The sequence below is a fragment of the Pseudomonas kulmbachensis genome (assembly GCF_963681935.1).
GTDB lineage: Bacteria > Pseudomonadota > Gammaproteobacteria > Pseudomonadales > Pseudomonadaceae > Aquipseudomonas > Aquipseudomonas kulmbachensis.
On record NZ_OY817088.1, the window covers coordinates 3372693 to 3388906 of the forward strand.

Sequence of the window (16214 nt, forward strand, 5' to 3'; positions counted from 1 at the left end):
CGACACTCATCCATTGATTTTTTGGGGGTACTTAAGCGGCGTCTCAACATAAGCTCTGGTGGATTCGCGCAGCACAATCCCAGGGCTGACGATTTTCTGCTCGACAGCCCGCTCGGGCGATGCAATACGGCGCAACAATAACTGTGCGGCCATTTCGCCCAATTGCAGAATCGACTGCCCGACAGTGGTCAGCGATGGATAGACATAACGGCTCATCTGCACATCATCAAAACCGATAACCGACAATTGCTCCGGCACCCGGATATTGCGCTCGGCAGCGGCCCGCAATACGCCGATGCCCATCATGTCGTTGCAGGCAAAAATGGCCGAGGGCGGGTTGCTCTCCAGCAGACCGACAGCGGCCTGATAGCCACCAACACTGCTGAAATCACTTTCGACCATCCAGTGCTCAGGGGCCGAAATACCCGCCTCTGCCAAGGCCCGCAGATACCCGGCAGTACGCTGCTGCGCAACACGGGTAATAGCCGGCCCACCAATACAGGCGATGGCACGATGGCCCAGGTCGAGCAAATGACGCGTGGCCAGATAAGCGCCCAACTCGTGATCGATTCGCACCAAATCAGCATCAACACCTTCAAGGCTGCGGTCGACGATCACCATCGGCGTTCGAACCCCGACCAGCCCGCTCGCCATCCCCAGGTCGCCCCCTGCGGAAGCAACAACCAGCCCGTCGACCCGTTTTTCCAGCAGCACTCGCAGGTAGTTGCGCTGCTTGTCAGGATCGTCGTCGCAGTTGCACAGGATCACGCAGTAATTGTTGCGTTCGCAGTAGTCCTCGATGCCTCGGGCCAACTCGGCAAAGTATGGGTTCAGACTATTGGCCACCAACAGACCGATAGTCGCTGTCGTTTTTGCTTTAAGGGAGCGCGCTACAGCGCTGGGTACATACTGGAGATGCGCAATGGCTTCCTCAACTTTCAAGCGGACCGGCTCGCTGACGGGACGGGTTTTGTTCAAAACATGAGAAACCGTCGTATACGAAATGCCTGCCATTGCCGCGACATCTTTAATAGTTGCCATCGCTTAATTCCGTCGCTGTGCACGTTGACTGCGGTAAGTGTCCAATACCACTGCTATCACAATGACAGCACCGGTAATAATACGCTTGGTAGGCTCGGTTGCGCCGATTTGAGCCAACCCGGCAGCCAATACCGAAATAATCAGCACCCCGAAAAAGGTACTGATCACCGAACCGCGCCCACCCATCAGACTCGTGCCGCCAATCACCACGGCTGCAATAACCTGCAACTCAAGACCCGAACCGGCATTAGGGTCCGCAGCTTCCAGACGAGATATCTGGAACAACGCAGCCACCCCGGCCAGCAAGCCCATCATGCTGAAAACCAAAACCTTGTAGGGCTTTGGATTAATACCGGCCAAGCGTACGGCTTCCTCGTTGGTACCAATCCCGATCAGATAACGGCCAAACACCGTGCGTGTCAGTACGGCCTGAGCCACCACAATAATCAGCAATGCGATGATAAAAGAAGGTGAAATACCGAAGGCAATCGGGTTCGAAAGCCAGGCGAAAGCGTCGCCGATATAGGCCGTACGCGAACCGGTCATTTGGTAGGCCGCACCCCGGGCCATTTCCAGAACACCCAGCGACACAATAAACGAGGGGATTTTCCAGGCCACCGTGATCGAGCCTGTAATTGTCCCGGCGAGAGCTGCACAGCCCATGCCCAACAGCGCTGCGGGCAAAACGCTCCAACCCCATCCCAGGATCGCCACGCTGACCGCAGATGCCGCCAGGGCCAGCACCGAGCCAACCGACAGATCGATACCACCGATAATCAGTACAAAGGTCATGCCGACAGACAGCACCATTAAATCCGGGATCTGATTGGCTAGGGTGCTTAACGTGTCATAAGAGAAAAAATGGTCACTCAGGCTGGAGAACAGGACAATCATGGCCAGCAAAGCGCCCGCCAACCCCAGATAGGTGCCCATTCCGTAATAGTTGTGTGCATTTTTTCGCGGCACGAGGGTGGCTTTCATGAGGCTTCCTTTGGCGCGGCTTCTGCGAGCAACGCATCTCGTTTTTGATAACCGGCAAAAGCGGCTGCCAGTAATTGTTCCTGGCTCCAGCTGTCACGTTCAAAGGTATCGATCAGACGCCCCGCAGACAGCACGCCGATCCGGTCACAGATCAACATCAACTCGCGAAGATCACTCGACACCACAACCAGCGCCTTGCCCTGGCGCGTCAACTCGCCCAGCAGCCGGTAAATATCGAACTTGGCGCCAATGTCGATACCGCGAGTGGGTTCATCGAACAGCAGGACCGTACAGTCGCGCTCCAGCCAGCGACCGATCACCACCTTCTGCTGGTTGCCGCCGGAGAGTTGCGATACCACTTGCTCGGGGCCGGTGCTGCGGATGCCCATTGCGTCTATTTGGCGCTGAGCCAGTGCGGCTTCCTGCTGGCCATTGACCACACCCGTTCGGGAGATCCGGTGCATATTGCCCAGGCCGATATTGGCACTGATCGACTGGGTCAACAGTAACCCCTCGCCCTTGCGGTCCTCGGTAATCAGGGCGATACCCTGCCTCACCGCATCTGCGGGCGAACGGATACTGACCACCTGCACCGGAGAGCCCACTGCAACCGTGCCGCTATCGGCTAAGTCAGCGCCATAAATCAACCGCAAAAGCTCAGTGCGCCCTGCCCCAATCAACCCTGAAATGCCAAATATTTCGCCCTTTCTGACCTCAAAAGAGACATCTTGCACCTTGTCCGAACGACTGATCGCACAGACCTTGAGCGCAGTATCCCCTAAGGTGCGCTCGCCCAAATCCAGCTGATCACCCAACTCACGCCCGACCATCAGATTGACCAACTGCTCGCTGCTGTAATCGGCAATGGGCTCGACACACACCAGGCAACCGTCACGCAGCACGGCAATCCGCTGCGCCACCCGGGCCAGCTCTTCAAGGCGATGAGAGATATAAACAATCGCCACGCCCCGTGCCTGCAACCGCTCGATTTGCACAAAGAGCATTTCGACTTCACGTGCGGTGAGCATCGCCGTGGGCTCATCAAGGATCAGCACATGGCAGTCGCCAATCAGGTTGCGAGCGATCTCGACCATTTGCTGATGACCAATACCCAGTTCCCCGACCAGGGTGTCGGGGTCTATCGCCTCCAGCCCAACCTGGGCCATGGCCTCAATGGCTGCTTTGCGCAATTGCTTACGGCTGATCCAACCCATGCGGCTGGGCAGATTATCCAGAAACAGGTTTTCAGCCACCGTCAGCGTGGGCAACAGGTTCAGTTCCTGCATGACCATGCGCACACCCTGCATCTCGGCTTGTGAGCGACTGCCGGGGGTGTAGGCCTGACCATTGAACTGCATATGGCCAAGAGTCGGAACTTCCAGGCCACCAATGATCTTCGACAGAGTGCTTTTACCCGCGCCATTCTCGCCGGTCAGAGCCAGCACTTCGCCGCGATACAGCGACAGATCAATGCCTGCCAGTACCGGCTGCTGAGTATAAGTTTTACCAATCCCGCTGACCGTGAGGACCACGCTGGCATCAGGAGCAGACATAACATTTCTCCGGGCACCCGCCCAACCGGGCAGGTGCCTGCGACAGCGAATTCGATTACTTGTTGATGACCAGTTCGACAGGGGTATCGATGACGCCATCCTTGAGGTTCTCGACCGGCTCTTTCTTGACCAGCTTGAGCGCGGTTTCAATACCAAAAACTGCCTGCTGGGCTGCTGCCTGATCAGCCGTGGCCAATACTCGGCCATCCTTGAGCATCGGCTTGATCGCATCGATATTGTCGTAGCCTACAACCTGCACCTTACCGACCTTGCCAGCAGCACGAATGGCCGACACCGCACCCAGTGCCATGCTGTCATTGCCCGCCAGGATGGCCTTGAGGTTCGGGTACTCGCTGAGCATGCCCGCCGCGACCTTGTTGCCGCCGTCAATTTCCCAATTGCCCGACTGCACCGGCACAATTTTCATCCCGGCTGCGGTCATCGCATCCTTGAAACCTGCAGTGCGCATCTGGGCATTGGTGGTAGTCGATACGCCCTCGATGATCCCCACTTCGTCGCCCGCCTGCAGCTTGGTCGCCAGGTACTCCCCGACTTCACGAGCGCCCAGCCGGTTGTTGGGCCCTACAAACGGCACTTCGATGCCTTTGCTTTTCAGCACTTCGGGATCCAGCTGGTTGTCGATATTGACTACCACGATGCCACGGTCCTTGGCTTTTTTGATGGCCGAAACCAGAGCTTTTGAGTCCGCGGGAGCAATCACCAGTGCATCGACCTTGGCGATGATCATCTGATTGATGATGTCGATCTGGCCTGCAGTATCGGTTTCATTTTTGATCCCGTTGGAGACCAGGTCGAAACTGGCCGAATGCGCTTTCTGATAGTCCTCACCGCCCTTCTGCATGGTGACAAAGAACTCGTTTGCCAACGATTTCATCACCAGGCCAACTTTGGGTTTTTGAGGCGTATCCGCATAAGCAACAGGGAGGGTAAGGGATGCCGCAGCCAGCATGGCGACAGCAAGGAGGCGTCCAGCAAATGGCAGCTTCATGGAAGTAACTCCGATCTTATGATTATTGTGAGCAACGTCCCGCTCGCGCTCCGCCTGACTGCCAAAAGCCGTGTCACTGGCAATAGGTCATGGGTGAGAACCTGCAGATGCAGGTTCAAAAAAAGCGGCGCAAACGTTTGCTTGAACCTTACTATGGAAAGCTGGTTGTTATTTGTCAACGTGAAAAAAACCTGCCCCTCACCGACCAGCAGTCGACTCTCCGAACACAAAATCGACTTTTGTTCGGAAAACCGTCTTATTTAATTACAAAATAAATTACCAACAAATTAAATGCTTATAAATCAATTAGTTAGCATCAAAACACAACACTCCTCGCTCTGGCACAAATAATGCCTTTCTAACACCGCTCGTGGCCTAAGGATGGCGCGCGCCGTGCTCGGTGTGTACATCGGCACACTCACTAATAAGAGAAAAAACAATGAAAAATGCTGTGTTGAAAACGATTGTTCCGGGCGCACTGGCCCTTCTGCTGGCACTGCCGACTGTTCAGGCACAAGAAGCTGTCGCCAAACCTAATGTCATCATTCTGGCTACAGGCGGCACCATTGCCGGTGCGGGCGCAAGCTCTGCAAACAGCGCCACTTACACCGCAGCCAAAGTCGGCATCGACAAGCTGATCGCCGGTGTTCCCGAGCTGAGCCAACTGGCAAACGTACGTGGCGAACAAGTGATGCAAATTGCATCCGAGAGCATCACTAACGAAAACTTGCTGCAATTGGGCCGCCGCGTCGCCGAACTGGCTGACAGCAAGGATGTCGACGGTATCGTTATCACCCACGGCACCGACACTCTGGAAGAGACCGCTTACTTCCTGACGCTGGTCGAAAAAACCGACAAACCGATTGTTGTTGTTGGCTCCATGCGCCCAGGCACCGCGATGTCGGCTGACGGCATGCTCAACCTGTACAACGCTGTTGCCGTTGCCGGCAGCAAAGAAGCTCGCGGCAAAGGCGTGCTGGTCACCATGAACGACGAGATCCAGTCCGGCCGTGATGTCAGCAAAATGATCAACATCAAGACCGAAGCATTCAAAAGCCCATGGGGCCCACTGGGCATGGTCGTTGAAGGCAAATCCTACTGGTTCCGCTTGCCGGCCAAGCGTCACACCATGGATTCCGAATTCGACATTAAAGACATCAAGAGCCTGCCAAACGTAGGCATCGCCTACTCCTATGGCAACGTCGACGACACCGCCTACAAAGCGTTGGCACAATCCGGCGCCAAAGCCATCATCCACGCTGGCACAGGCAACGGTTCAGTAGCTTCGAGTGTGGTTCCAACCTTACAAGCCCTGCGTAAGGATGGCGTGCAAATCATTCGCTCTTCCCACGTAAACAACGGCGGTTTCGTACTGCGTAACGCAGAGCAGCCTGACGACAAAAACGATTGGGTTGTAGCCCACGACCTGAACCCTCAGAAAGCTCGCATCCTGGCCATGGTCGCACTGACCAAAACCCAAGACAGCAAAGAGCTGCAGCGGATGTTCTGGGAGTACTAAGTCGCACGCTTAAGCGCTAGCGATTTGAACGTGAAAAGGCCGCCTCCCCTGTGGGAGGCGGCCTTTTTTTGGCGCTGATTAACAGTCGAAGATGCTCGCCAATACACCAAACAGTTGCCAAATCTGGCACAGTTAAATACTGTATGCGCATACAGCACACCAAGGATCGCATCATGGCTAAAAAAGCGGCTAAAGAGCCGACCCCTCCGAGCCCCTACGAAATTTTCGGCACGCGCATACAAAAAATCATCAGTTCGCCAAAAGCTCAAAAAGACAAAATGGCGGTACTTGAGCGACTCGAAGGCGACAACCCTGAGTTCTGGGAGCGCCTGCTGGAAGAAATTTCCGAAAACGACAACGTCACCGTTGCCCATCGCGATGATGGCGGGGTCAATATTTTCTGGACCGTGCTTGAGGAAGATTGAGTAAATGAAGGTTCGTTTACTGGCACTGGTCAGTCTCTTCACCGTTCTAAGCGTTCAGGCCGAAGCCCCGCAGACCTTCAGCGCAGCCAAGAAAGTCGCCTGGAAACTCTACGCACCACAGTCCACCGAGTTTTATTGCGGTTGCAAATACACCGGCAACCGCGTCGACCTCAAAGCCTGTGGTTACATCCCGCGCAAGAATGCCAACCGGGCAGCGCGCATAGAATGGGAACACATCGTTCCGGCCTGGCAGATCGGCCATCAGCGCCAATGCTGGCAAAGTGGTGGGCGAAAAAACTGCACACGTAACGATCCCGTGTACAAGGTCGCAGAAGCTGACCTGCACAACCTGGTGCCCAGCATTGGTGAGGTAAATGGGGACAGAAACAACTTCAGTTTTGGCTGGCTACCCGAGCAAAAGGGCCAATATGGCTCGTGCCTGACACAGGTCGATTTCAAGGCTAAAAAGGTCATGCCCCGACCTTCCATCCGCGGCATGATCGCGCGCACCTACTTCTACATGAGCAAGCAATACAATTTACGTCTATCAAAACAGGACCAACAGCTGTACGAGGCCTGGAACAAAACCTACCCCGTCCAGGCCTGGGAACGTCAACGCAACCAGGCGGTCGCGTGCGTGATGGGCCGTGGCAACGAGTTCGTTGGCCCGGTCAACCTCAAAGCCTGCGGCTGACGACATCGCGTCTTTCTCGCCCTGTCACCCGCCGGGGCCCCGCCACAGCTCAGGGGGCCTGCCGAGGTCGATGCCTTAATTCGACAGATTGAGAACCGGCCACCATCCTGCCCGCAACACGACCAAAGACTGTACCCAAAGAGGTGCAAAAACAGCATGAAAAGCTGGAAAATGCCCAAAGTGCTGTTTTAACCTTACGACTTGGCTCCCAACAAGCGACACCAGCGCCCGATATCTCCTACAGGACATCGGGCCACTTGCGTGTATGCAGGGCTGCGTTTCTCCTGACTTGTGACGATACTCTTGAAACTCATCATTATTGCTGTCTACGTTTTGTCCATCGCATATGTCCACCTGCGGGGCAAAGTACGCCATAAGCTGGGGCGCCAGCTGAGCGATCACTCGACCTTCCTGGCACCGATCAATTGTTTTCTGTACCTGTTCTCCAAAGTCCCCAGCCAGCCTTACTTCAAGCCTGCGGACTTTCCCGAACTGCAGCCCTTGCAGGACCATTGGCAGGAAATCCGCGAAGAAGCGCGAAGCCTGATGCAGGCGGGTGAAATCAAACGTTCTGAACAACCGAATGATGTTGGGTTCAATTCGTTCTTCAAGAGCGGCTGGAAGCGCTTTTATCTGAAGTGGTATGGCGACAATCACCCGTCAGCGGTCGAACTGTGCCCGCGAACCATCGAGCTGCTCAACAGCATCGGCACGATCAAGGCCGCCATGTTTGCCGAGTTGCCGCCCGGTTCGAAGCTGGTGCGCCATCGCGATCCTTATGCGGGCTCGCTGCGCTTTCATTTGGGCCTGGACACGCCAAATGATCCGGGCTGCCATATCAACGTCGACGGGCAGAGCTACGCGTGGCGTGACGGCGAAGCCGTGATGTTTGATGAAACTTTTATCCATTACGCCGAAAACGCCACGGACAAAAACCGCATCATCCTGTTCTGCGATGTAGAACGGCCGATGCAATATCGCTGGGCCAGCGCCTTCAACCGGTGGTTCAGCCGCACGGTCATGGCCTCTGCCAGTTCACCAAACGATGACAACGACAAAACCGGGGGCTTGAACCGCGCATTTACCCGGTTGTACAAGATTCGCCTGCGCGGCAAAGAACTGAAAAAGCGCAACCGCACCCGTTATTACCTGGAAAAGTGGTTAGTGTTCGGCGCGTTGCTGGGCGTGTTTTTATTGATTTAGACCTGTAGCCGCTGTCGAGGCACGAGGCTGCGATGGGCTGCGCAGCGGCCCCGAAAATTTGAAGGACCTACGGCCCGTATCTCAGCCTCGTGCCTCGACAGCGGCTACAGGAATCAGCGCACCACCAGTGGCGGCAAGGTTCCGAGCAATGAAACCGCAGCCACGGCCGCCAGCCCGAAGAGCCACTCAAGTTCCACGCTGCTGCGCAAAATGGCCAAGTGCCCCGCGCGACTCATCAGCAGATTGAACAGCGCCAGCAATAGCATCACGCCCACCAGCGTCACTTTGATCAACAGGATCAGTGCGAAGCCTTCAAACAATGGCGTAGGCCAGAGTGCCCCGGTCAACACTCGTGTATTGATCAGCCCGGTAAGAATGATCCCGGCAACCAACACAAACCCCAGATTGCTGAAGCGCTGCAAAACCGCGCTCACGGCTTGCCCGGCAGGACGTACAAGGATCAGCAACAACCCCATCAGGCCTCCGACCCAGGTCCCGACACACACCAAATGCACCAGTTGGTTGAGCATCAGCAGTTGCCCGCGCCAGCCATCCAGCATCGCGCCGTGCCCCACCGGCGCCAAAGTGGCCAGCAATAGAAAGCTCAGCGTCCACACGAGGTAAAAACGGCCCGGGCGATACAAGGCAATCAGTAGCAACACGCAAAACAGCAGATGAAAGGCCCATACCTGACCGAAAAAAGTGCTGCCCAGCACCAGCCACAGCGTGGCGGGCTCCAGTGTTTCGGGCCAGCTACCGGCCATGGAATGGGTGGTCAACAATAACCAGGCCACACCGCTGAGCAGTCCCAGCCATGCCAGGCCGCGTTTGACCTTGCGCAGTTGCCGATCAATGTCGATGGCTGGGTAGGCGCCGAGCAGCAAGGGCCTGAATGCACAGGCCCCGAACATCAGCAGCAGCACGCAAAAGTGTACAAACCGGCAGATGACCATTGCGCTGACAATCAACTCAGTTGCTCACCGTAAAACTGTAATCGCCGGTGCTCTTGTGGGTATCAACAGACACTGCGTTCCACTTCACGTTATAGGTGCCCGCTGGCAACGGCTGGGCTGGAGTTACAATCAGGATTTTCTTGTTTGCGGGCTCGGTCTTGATGCTGCTCACTGCAACCGGTGCCTGGTCATGCGTAAGGACGACCTTGGTGAACGCCTGTTCTACGCCCTCGGTAAAAACCAGACGCAGTTCTTTGACATTACTGACGGTGCTGTCAGCGGCAGGTGTCGACTGTTCCAGATGGGCATGGGCAAATGCCGCGCTGGCACCGGCCATCAGTGTCAGCAACGCAGCGGTATTGAGGATTTTTTTCAAGAAAGCAGCAGACATTGCAAAGTACCTGGAGAGTGAAATACGCGGTCATAATACTAGGGTCTGTTGACGTTTGGTTGTGGCCGCGCCTGGCAAAATTTGACCCAGCGACGCGGTTCACAACGAAACGTCAGACCCTGGCCTAAACTGACTTTAAGGCACGCAGTAACCCCGAAACCAGACACTACGCCTCCCCCGCAAGGATCTCAGCATGCCCATTCGTCTCAGCCTTATTTGTCATGCCCGCACTGAAGCCCAGCGTCTGGGACGCTTTGCGCTGGATGAACCGGCTGAGCCCAAGGGGTTGCTGCTGGCGGCTGAAATGAGTGTGGCCCTGAAAAAACCAGTACGCATCCTCTGCGCCCCCGAAACCCGAGCCTTGCAAACCGCCCAGGCACTGGGCGGCGAAATTGAAATCGTGCCCGCGCTGGGGGATTACGATATAGGCGACTGGCAGGGCCTGCGTCTGTCAGACCTGCAACAGAGCATGCCCCAAGCACTGACGAGCTGGATCAACAACCCATACTCAGCGCCCCATGGCGGCGAATCCGTGCAAGACCTCTGCCTGCGGGTCAGCGCCTGGCTCGACGAATTTCGTGAAGAGGGCCATTTTGCCGTGGTGACTCATCCCTTTGTCATCCGCGCCGCCATTTTGCATGCGCTGGCAGCCAGCACCGCCTCCTTCAACCTGATCGACGTGGAACCGCTGTCGGTGGTTGACCTGCGCTTCAATGAACGTTGGCGGTTGCGGGTTTAGATTACTCTTCCAGCGTTAGCCCCCCGGGCGGCAGGGGCAACGCCGTTTTGTAGCGCACCTGTTTGAGCGCGAAGCTGGAGCGGATATTGGCCACGCCGGGCACCTTGGTCAAAAAGTCCATCATGAAGCGCTCCAGCGCCTGAATACTGGGCACCAAAACCCGGATCAGATAATCCGGGTCGCCGGCCATCAAATAGCACTCCATGACTTCATGGCGATCGGAAATCGCCGCTTCAAAATGCTGCAGAGCTTCTTCGACCTGTTTCTCCAGGCTGACATGGATAAACACATTGACGTGCAGGCCCAGCATATCGGCATCAAGCAGGGTCACCTGCTCACGGATCAGGCCACGTTCTTCCATCGCCTTGACCCGGTTGAAACACGGCGTCGGCGACAGGTTTACCGAACGCGCAAGGTCCGCATTAGTGATGCGTGCATTCTGCTGAAGACTGTTGAGAATCCCGATATCCGTTCGATCTAGCTTGCGCATGAGATAAAAACACCTGTTTTTTATGTTTATAAAGAATTCTTATCCTTAAATGCTTCAAAGCACAACCAACTACAGAGAAATATTCTTCACCGTCAGGAATATGATTGTTGTAGGACAAGATCTGAATCTCTTATCAGACAGATCTTCGACGTAAAACCTAGCTCCCGCGCCTAATAAACACGACAAGATCGAGCGTAGAGAAAGCCATGAATGAATATGCACCGCTGCGCCTGCACGTTCCCGAACCGTCTGGCCGCCCAGGCTGCAAGACCGACTTCAGTTACCTTCGCCTGACCGACGCCGGTCTGGTGCGCAAACCCCCTATCGACGTAGAGCCTGCCGACACGGCCGACCTGGCCAAAGGCCTGATCCGCGTGCTCGATGATCAGGGCCAGGCCCTTGGCCCCTGGGCCGAAGGCGTATCGACCGAGGTGTTGCGTGCTGGCATGCGCGCCATGCTCAAGACCCGTATTTTCGACACGCGCATGGTGGTCGCCCAGCGCCAGAAAAAAATGTCGTTCTACATGCAAAGCCTTGGCGAAGAAGCCATCGGCAGCGCCCAGGCCCTGGCCTTGAACATCGACGACATGTGCTTTCCGACCTATCGCCAGCAAAGCATTCTGATGGCCCGCGATGTGCCTCTGGTCGATCTGATCTGCCAATTGCTGTCCAACGAACGCGACCCGCTCAAGGGCCGGCAATTGCCGATCATGTATTCGGTACGTGACTACGGTTTTTTCAGTATTTCCGGCAACCTCGCAACCCAATTCGTACAGGCAGTCGGCTGGGGCATGGCCTCAGCGATCAAGGGCGACACTAAAATCGCCTCGGCCTGGATCGGTGACGGCGCCACCGCCGAGTCCGACTTCCACACCGCCCTCACCTTCGCTCACGTCTATCGCGCCCCGGTGATCCTCAACGTGGTCAACAACCAATGGGCGATTTCAACGTTCCAGGCCATTGCTGGCGGCGAATCCACCACCTTCGCCGGGCGCGGCGTAGGCTGCGGCATCGCTTCACTGCGAGTTGACGGTAACGATTTTATCGCGGTGTACGCCGCCTCCGCCTGGGCCGCCGAACGCGCCCGTCGCAACCTGGGACCGACCCTGATCGAGTGGGTCACCTATCGCGCAGGCCCGCACTCCACTTCGGACGATCCATCCAAGTACCGTCCTGCAGATGACTGGAGCCACTTCCCGCTGGGCGATCCGATTATTCGCCTCAAACAGCACCTGATTGCCACCGGCAACTGGTCAGAAGAAGAACACGTTGCCGTCAGCGCCGAACTCGAAGCCGAAATCATTGGCGCGCAAAAGGAAGCCGAGCGTTTCGGCACCCTGGCCGGCGGGCAAATACCCAGCGCCGCGACGATGTTTGAGGACGTGTACAAGGAAATGCCCGAGCATTTGCGTCGGCAACGTCAGGAATTGGGGTTATAACCAGATGAACGACAACAATAAAATTCAGATGGAGAACGCCGTGAGTACCAGCACCATGACGATGATCCAGGCCCTGCGCTCGGCCATGGATGTCATGCTTGAGCGCGACGATAACGTAGTGGTGTTTGGCCAGGACGTGGGCTACTTCGGCGGCGTATTTCGCTGCACCGAAGGCCTGCAGGCCAAGTACGGCAGCTCGCGGGTGTTCGACGCGCCGATCTCGGAAAGCGGCATCGTTGGCGCTGCCGTGGGCATGGGCGCTTATGGCCTGCGCCCGGTCGCCGAAATCCAGTTTGCCGACTACTTCTACCCGGCTTCCGACCAGATCGTGTCTGAAGCTGCGCGCCTGCGCTATCGTTCGGCCGGTGAGTTTATCGCCCCGATGACCATCCGCATGCCTTGCGGCGGCGGGATCTACGGCGGCCAGACGCACAGCCAGAGCCCGGAGGCCATGTTCACCCAGGTCTGCGGCCTGCGCACCGTGATGCCATCCAACCCCTACGACGCCAAAGGCCTGCTGATTGCCGCCATCGAAAACGATGACCCGGTGATCTTCCTCGAGCCAAAACGCCTGTACAACGGCCCGTTCGACGGCCACCACGACCGCCCGGTTACCCCGTGGTCGAAACACCCGGCCAGCGCCGTACCCGACGGTTATTACACCGTACCGCTGGACTGCGCCGCCATCGTGCGCCCCGGCACTGAAGTCACCATCCTGACCTACGGCACCACGGTGTATGTCGCGCAAGTTGCCGCCGAAGAAACCGGTATCGACGCCGAAGTCATCGACCTGCGCAGCCTGTGGCCGCTGGATCTGGATGCCATCGTCACCTCTGTCAAGAAGACCCGCCGTTGCGTTGTCGTGCACGAAGCCACCCGCACCTGCGGTTTTGGCGCCGAGCTGATCGCACTGGTTCAAGAGCACTGCTTCCACTACCTGGAAGCGCCAATCGAGCGCGTAACCGGCTGGGATACACCGTATCCGCATGCTCAGGAGTGGGCCTACTTCCCTGGCCCGGCGCGAGTGGGTGCAGCTTTACAACGGGTTATGGAGGTCTGAATGGGTACGCACGTTATCAAGATGCCGGACATTGGCGAAGGCATTGCTCAAGTTGAACTGGTGGAATGGTTTGTCAAAGTCGGCGACATGGTCAGTGAAGACCAGGTAGTGGCCGATGTGATGACCGACAAGGCTACCGTAGACATTCCCTCCCCCGTCGCTGGCAGAGTCCTGGCCCTGGGCGGCCAGCCCGGCGAAGTGATGGCAGTGGGCAGCGAGCTGATCCGCATCGAAGTCGAAGGCGCGGGCAACCTGCGTGAAAGCGCCCAGCCTGCCGCTGCACCAGCACCGGTGGCCGCCGCCCCTAACATTGCGCCACAGGCCCGCGTCGAAGTCGCCGTAGTTGCGTCGCCCGCGATTAAAGCCGCAGCGGTGCTACGGGCTGCGCCTGTCGCCCGCGAAGCCAATGAACGCCCACTGGCCTCCCCGGCCGTGCGTAAGCGCGCTTGGGATGCCGGGATCGAGCTACGCTTTGTAGTCGGTAGCGGCCCTGCTGGCCGTGTGCTGCATGACGACCTGGATGCTTACCTGGCACAAGACACCAGCACCAGCGTCGCGCCTGCCAGCGGTTACGCCAAACGCAATGATGAACAGCAAATCCCGGTAATCGGCCTGCGCCGCAAAATCGCCCAGCGCATGCAGGACGCCAAACGCCGCGCGGCGCACTTCAGTTATGTCGAAGAAGTAGACGTCACCGCACTCGAAGAACTGCGTGCCCAGCTCAATCAGAAGTGGGGCGAAAGCCGCGGCAAGCTGACCTTGTTGCCGTTTCTGGTACGGGCGATGGTCGTAGCCTTGCGCGATTTCCCGCAGATCAACGTACGCTACGACGACGAAGCCCAGATCATCACTCGCTTTGGCGCGGCGCATATTGGCGTTGCGGCACAAAGCGACGCAGGCCTGATGGTGCCGGTGGTTCGCCATGCCGAAACCCTGAACCTGTGGGGCGCCGCCGATGAAATTGCCCGGCTGGCCAATGCCGTACGCACCGGCAAAGCCACCCGCGAAGAACTCTCCGGTTCGACCATTACCCTGACCAGCCTTGGCGCGTTGGGCGGCATTGTCAGCACGCCGGTGGTCAACCTGCCCGAGGTGGCGATCATTGGCGTGAACCGTATCGTCGAACGACCAGTAGTGGTCAAAGGCCAGATCGTGATCCGCAAAATGATGAACCTCTCCAGCTCCTTCGATCATCGCGTGGTCGATGGCATGGACGCGGCACAATTTATCCAGGCCATGCGTGGCTTGCTCGAACAACCTGCCACCCTGTTTCTGGAGTGAACATGCAGCCAACACAACACACCACGCTGCTGATTATCGGTGGCGGCCCTGGCGGCTATGTCGCGGCGATCCGCGCTGGCCAGCTGGGTATCCCGACGGTCCTGATCGAAGGCCAGTCGCTGGGCGGCACCTGCCTGAACATCGGCTGCATCCCGTCCAAGGCACTGATTCACGTTGCCGAGCAGTTTCATACCACCCAGCGCTACAGCACCAACAGTTCGCCACTGGGGATCAAGACCCAGGCGCCGACTCTCGATATCGGCCAGAGCGTGCAATGGAAAAACGGCATCGTTGACCGCCTGACGACCGGCGTTGGCGCGCTGCTGAAAAAGAACGGGGTCAAGGTCATTCATGGCTGGGCCAGGATCCTAGATGGCAAGGCGGTTGAAGTCGACGGGCAACGCATCGAATGCGAACACCTGCTGCTGGCCACCGGCTCACAAACCATTGATCTGCCGATCTTGCCGATTGGCGGAGCAATTATTTCGTCTACCGAAGCCCTGCAGCCAACAGCCATTCCCAAGCGCCTGACCGTGGTCGGCGCCGGGTATATCGGTCTGGAACTGGGTATTGCCTACCGCAAGCTCGGTGCCGAAGTCACAGTGGTAGAAGCCCGTGATCGAATCCTGCCGACTTACGACAAGGATCTGACGCTGCCGGTGGCCGAGTCCCTCAAGGCGCTGGGCATTACCCTGTATCTGGAACACAGCGTCGAAGGATTCCAGGCCAGCACCAAAACCCTGTCCATGCGCGACCGCATGGGCCAGAGCCAGACATTGGAAACCGACCAGGTGCTGGTTGCTGTCGGGCGCCGTCCGCGCACTCAAGGCTACAACCTTGAATCCCTGGCGCTGGCCATGAATGGCCCGGCAATTCGCGTGGACAACCGTTGCCACACCAGCATGCGCAACGTGTGGGCGATTGGCGACCTGACCGGCGAGCCGATGCTGGCTCATCGGGCCATGGCCCAGGGCGAGATGGTCGCCGAAATCATTGCCGGAAAGCAGCGCGAGTTCAGCCCTACGGCCATTGCTGCGGTGTGCTTTACCGACCCGGAGATCGTCGTGGTCGGCAAAACTCCGGCTGAGGCTGAAGCGGCGGGCCTGGACTGTATCAGTGCCAGCTTTCCGTTCTCCGCCAATGGCCGGGCCATGACCCTGGAATCCAAAACCGGGTTTGTGCGGGTTGTGGCACGCCGTGATAACCACCTGATTGTTGGCTGGCAAGCCGTGGGCGCGGGGGTTTCCGAGTTGTCGACAGCCTTTGGCCAGTCAATGGAAATGGGCGCTTGCCTGGAAGACATCGCTGGCACCATTCACGCTCACCCGACCTTGGGTGAAGCTGTGCAAGAAGCCGCGCTGCGTGCTTTGGGGCATGCGTTGCATCTGTAACTAAATAGGTAAGAACCCCCGTAGCAGCTGCCGAAGGAACGAGGC

General features: G+C 57.5%; 16 protein-coding genes. 9 read left to right on the top strand and 7 right to left on the bottom strand.

Annotated elements, in window-relative coordinates:
• Positions 1 to 6: 6 nt before the first annotated feature.
• Genes U5A05_RS15540 through U5A05_RS15555 form a run of 4 tightly spaced genes read right to left on the bottom strand, consistent with a single transcriptional unit; the run spans position 7 to position 4584 of the window.
• Positions 7 to 1041 carry a LacI family DNA-binding transcriptional regulator gene (locus U5A05_RS15540; RefSeq protein ID WP_261738791.1) on the bottom strand — a complete coding sequence of 345 codons (1035 nt, stop codon included), beginning with the start codon at positions 1039 to 1041 and terminating at the stop codon, positions 7 to 9.
• 3 nt (positions 1042 to 1044) lie between these two features.
• The gene (locus tag U5A05_RS15545; RefSeq protein ID WP_261738792.1) at positions 1045 to 2022 is read right to left on the bottom strand and encodes an ABC transporter permease; all 978 of its coding nucleotides are present in this window, start codon (positions 2020 to 2022) and stop codon (positions 1045 to 1047) included.
• Positions 2019 to 3575 (bottom strand): sugar ABC transporter ATP-binding protein, encoded by a 1557-nt coding sequence (locus U5A05_RS15550; RefSeq protein WP_321833783.1) that lies wholly within the window; start codon positions 3573 to 3575, stop codon positions 2019 to 2021. The genes U5A05_RS15545 and U5A05_RS15550 overlap by 4 nt, the downstream gene beginning before the upstream one ends.
• A gap of 55 nt (positions 3576 to 3630) precedes the next feature.
• On the bottom strand, positions 3631 to 4584 hold the full coding sequence (locus tag U5A05_RS15555) for a sugar ABC transporter substrate-binding protein (protein WP_261738794.1): 954 nt from the start codon (positions 4582 to 4584) through the stop codon (positions 3631 to 3633).
• A 439-nt stretch (positions 4585 to 5023) separates the two neighbouring features.
• On the opposite strand from U5A05_RS15555, the gene U5A05_RS15560 reads away from it, so the two are divergent.
• The 4 genes from U5A05_RS15560 to lpxO all read left to right on the top strand — a co-directional run bounded on the left by U5A05_RS15560 (position 5024) and on the right by lpxO (position 8425).
• Complete coding sequence (locus tag U5A05_RS15560; RefSeq protein ID WP_261738795.1) at positions 5024 to 6103, top strand: asparaginase; 1080 nt, start codon at positions 5024 to 5026, stop codon at positions 6101 to 6103.
• A 173-nt stretch (positions 6104 to 6276) separates the two neighbouring features.
• A complete protein-coding gene (locus tag U5A05_RS15565; RefSeq protein WP_248098305.1) occupies positions 6277 to 6528 on the top strand; it encodes a DUF1654 domain-containing protein in 252 nt (83 codons plus the stop codon).
• Positions 6529 to 6532: 4 nt separating this feature from the next.
• Positions 6533 to 7222: an endonuclease I family protein gene (locus U5A05_RS15570; RefSeq protein ID WP_261738796.1), complete on the top strand. Its 690-nt coding sequence runs from the start codon at positions 6533 to 6535 to the stop codon at positions 7220 to 7222.
• Positions 7223 to 7525: 303 nt separating this feature from the next.
• The gene (lpxO, locus tag U5A05_RS15575) at positions 7526 to 8425 is read left to right on the top strand and encodes a lipid A hydroxylase LpxO (RefSeq protein ID WP_321833787.1); all 900 of its coding nucleotides are present in this window, start codon (positions 7526 to 7528) and stop codon (positions 8423 to 8425) included.
• A gap of 113 nt (positions 8426 to 8538) precedes the next feature.
• On the opposite strand, the gene copD is transcribed toward lpxO, so the two are convergent.
• Both copD and copC read right to left on the bottom strand, forming a co-directional pair.
• Positions 8539 to 9390 (bottom strand): copper homeostasis membrane protein CopD, encoded by an 852-nt coding sequence (gene copD / locus U5A05_RS15580; RefSeq protein WP_321836524.1) that lies wholly within the window; start codon positions 9388 to 9390, stop codon positions 8539 to 8541.
• A gap of 4 nt (positions 9391 to 9394) precedes the next feature.
• Positions 9395 to 9769, bottom strand: a complete 375-nt coding sequence (gene copC / locus U5A05_RS15585) for a copper homeostasis periplasmic binding protein CopC (RefSeq protein WP_321833788.1) — start codon at positions 9767 to 9769, stop codon at positions 9395 to 9397.
• Positions 9770 to 9962: 193 nt separating this feature from the next.
• Here copC and U5A05_RS15590 point away from each other — a divergent pair, with 193 nt between their 5' ends.
• Positions 9963 to 10508 carry a histidine phosphatase family protein gene (locus tag U5A05_RS15590; RefSeq protein WP_261738799.1) on the top strand — a complete coding sequence of 182 codons (546 nt, stop codon included), beginning with the start codon at positions 9963 to 9965 and terminating at the stop codon, positions 10506 to 10508.
• Between the two features lies 1 nt (position 10509).
• Here the strand turns inward: U5A05_RS15590 and bkdR are convergent, their stop codons facing one another.
• On the bottom strand, positions 10510 to 10998 hold the full coding sequence (gene bkdR, locus U5A05_RS15595; RefSeq protein ID WP_016781430.1) for a Bkd operon transcriptional regulator BkdR: 489 nt from the start codon (positions 10996 to 10998) through the stop codon (positions 10510 to 10512).
• Between the two features lie 206 nt (positions 10999 to 11204).
• Here bkdR and U5A05_RS15600 point away from each other — a divergent pair, with 206 nt between their 5' ends.
• The 4 genes from U5A05_RS15600 to lpdA are packed head-to-tail and all read left to right on the top strand — an operon-like array spanning position 11205 to position 16169.
• A complete protein-coding gene (locus U5A05_RS15600) occupies positions 11205 to 12437 on the top strand; it encodes a 3-methyl-2-oxobutanoate dehydrogenase (2-methylpropanoyl-transferring) subunit alpha (protein WP_261738800.1) in 1233 nt (410 codons plus the stop codon).
• Positions 12438 to 12441: 4 nt separating this feature from the next.
• Positions 12442 to 13497: an alpha-ketoacid dehydrogenase subunit beta gene (locus U5A05_RS15605; protein ID WP_019826497.1), complete on the top strand. Its 1056-nt coding sequence runs from the start codon at positions 12442 to 12444 to the stop codon at positions 13495 to 13497.
• Positions 13498 to 14778 (top strand): dihydrolipoamide acetyltransferase family protein, encoded by a 1281-nt coding sequence (locus U5A05_RS15610; RefSeq protein ID WP_261738801.1) that lies wholly within the window; start codon positions 13498 to 13500, stop codon positions 14776 to 14778.
• Between the two features lie 2 nt (positions 14779 to 14780).
• A complete protein-coding gene (lpdA, locus tag U5A05_RS15615; RefSeq protein ID WP_321833791.1) occupies positions 14781 to 16169 on the top strand; it encodes a dihydrolipoyl dehydrogenase in 1389 nt (462 codons plus the stop codon).
• Positions 16170 to 16214: the final 45 nt, after the last annotated feature.

What these genes read in the sequence shown, in the direction of transcription:
- U5A05_RS15540 (WP_261738791.1), bottom strand. Translation starts at nt 1,041, where the DNA reads ATGGCAACTATTAAAGATGTCGCGGCAATGGCAGGCATTTCGTATACG.
- U5A05_RS15545 (WP_261738792.1), bottom strand. Translation starts at nt 2,022, where the DNA reads ATGAAAGCCACCCTCGTGCCGCGAAAAAATGCACACAACTATTACGGA.
- U5A05_RS15550 (WP_321833783.1), bottom strand. Translation starts at nt 3,575, where the DNA reads ATGTCTGCTCCTGATGCCAGCGTGGTCCTCACGGTCAGCGGGATTGGT.
- U5A05_RS15555 (WP_261738794.1), bottom strand. Translation starts at nt 4,584, where the DNA reads ATGAAGCTGCCATTTGCTGGACGCCTCCTTGCTGTCGCCATGCTGGCT.
- U5A05_RS15560 (WP_261738795.1), top strand. Translation starts at nt 5,024, where the DNA reads ATGAAAAATGCTGTGTTGAAAACGATTGTTCCGGGCGCACTGGCCCTT.
- U5A05_RS15565 (WP_248098305.1), top strand. Translation starts at nt 6,277, where the DNA reads ATGGCTAAAAAAGCGGCTAAAGAGCCGACCCCTCCGAGCCCCTACGAA.
- U5A05_RS15570 (WP_261738796.1), top strand. Translation starts at nt 6,533, where the DNA reads ATGAAGGTTCGTTTACTGGCACTGGTCAGTCTCTTCACCGTTCTAAGC.
- copC (WP_321833788.1), bottom strand. Translation starts at nt 9,769, where the DNA reads ATGTCTGCTGCTTTCTTGAAAAAAATCCTCAATACCGCTGCGTTGCTG.
- U5A05_RS15590 (WP_261738799.1), top strand. Translation starts at nt 9,963, where the DNA reads ATGCCCATTCGTCTCAGCCTTATTTGTCATGCCCGCACTGAAGCCCAG.
- bkdR (WP_016781430.1), bottom strand. Translation starts at nt 10,998, where the DNA reads ATGCGCAAGCTAGATCGAACGGATATCGGGATTCTCAACAGTCTTCAG.
- U5A05_RS15600 (WP_261738800.1), top strand. Translation starts at nt 11,205, where the DNA reads ATGAATGAATATGCACCGCTGCGCCTGCACGTTCCCGAACCGTCTGGC.
- U5A05_RS15605 (WP_019826497.1), top strand. Translation starts at nt 12,442, where the DNA reads ATGAACGACAACAATAAAATTCAGATGGAGAACGCCGTGAGTACCAGC.
- U5A05_RS15610 (WP_261738801.1), top strand. Translation starts at nt 13,498, where the DNA reads ATGGGTACGCACGTTATCAAGATGCCGGACATTGGCGAAGGCATTGCT.
- lpdA (WP_321833791.1), top strand. Translation starts at nt 14,781, where the DNA reads ATGCAGCCAACACAACACACCACGCTGCTGATTATCGGTGGCGGCCCT.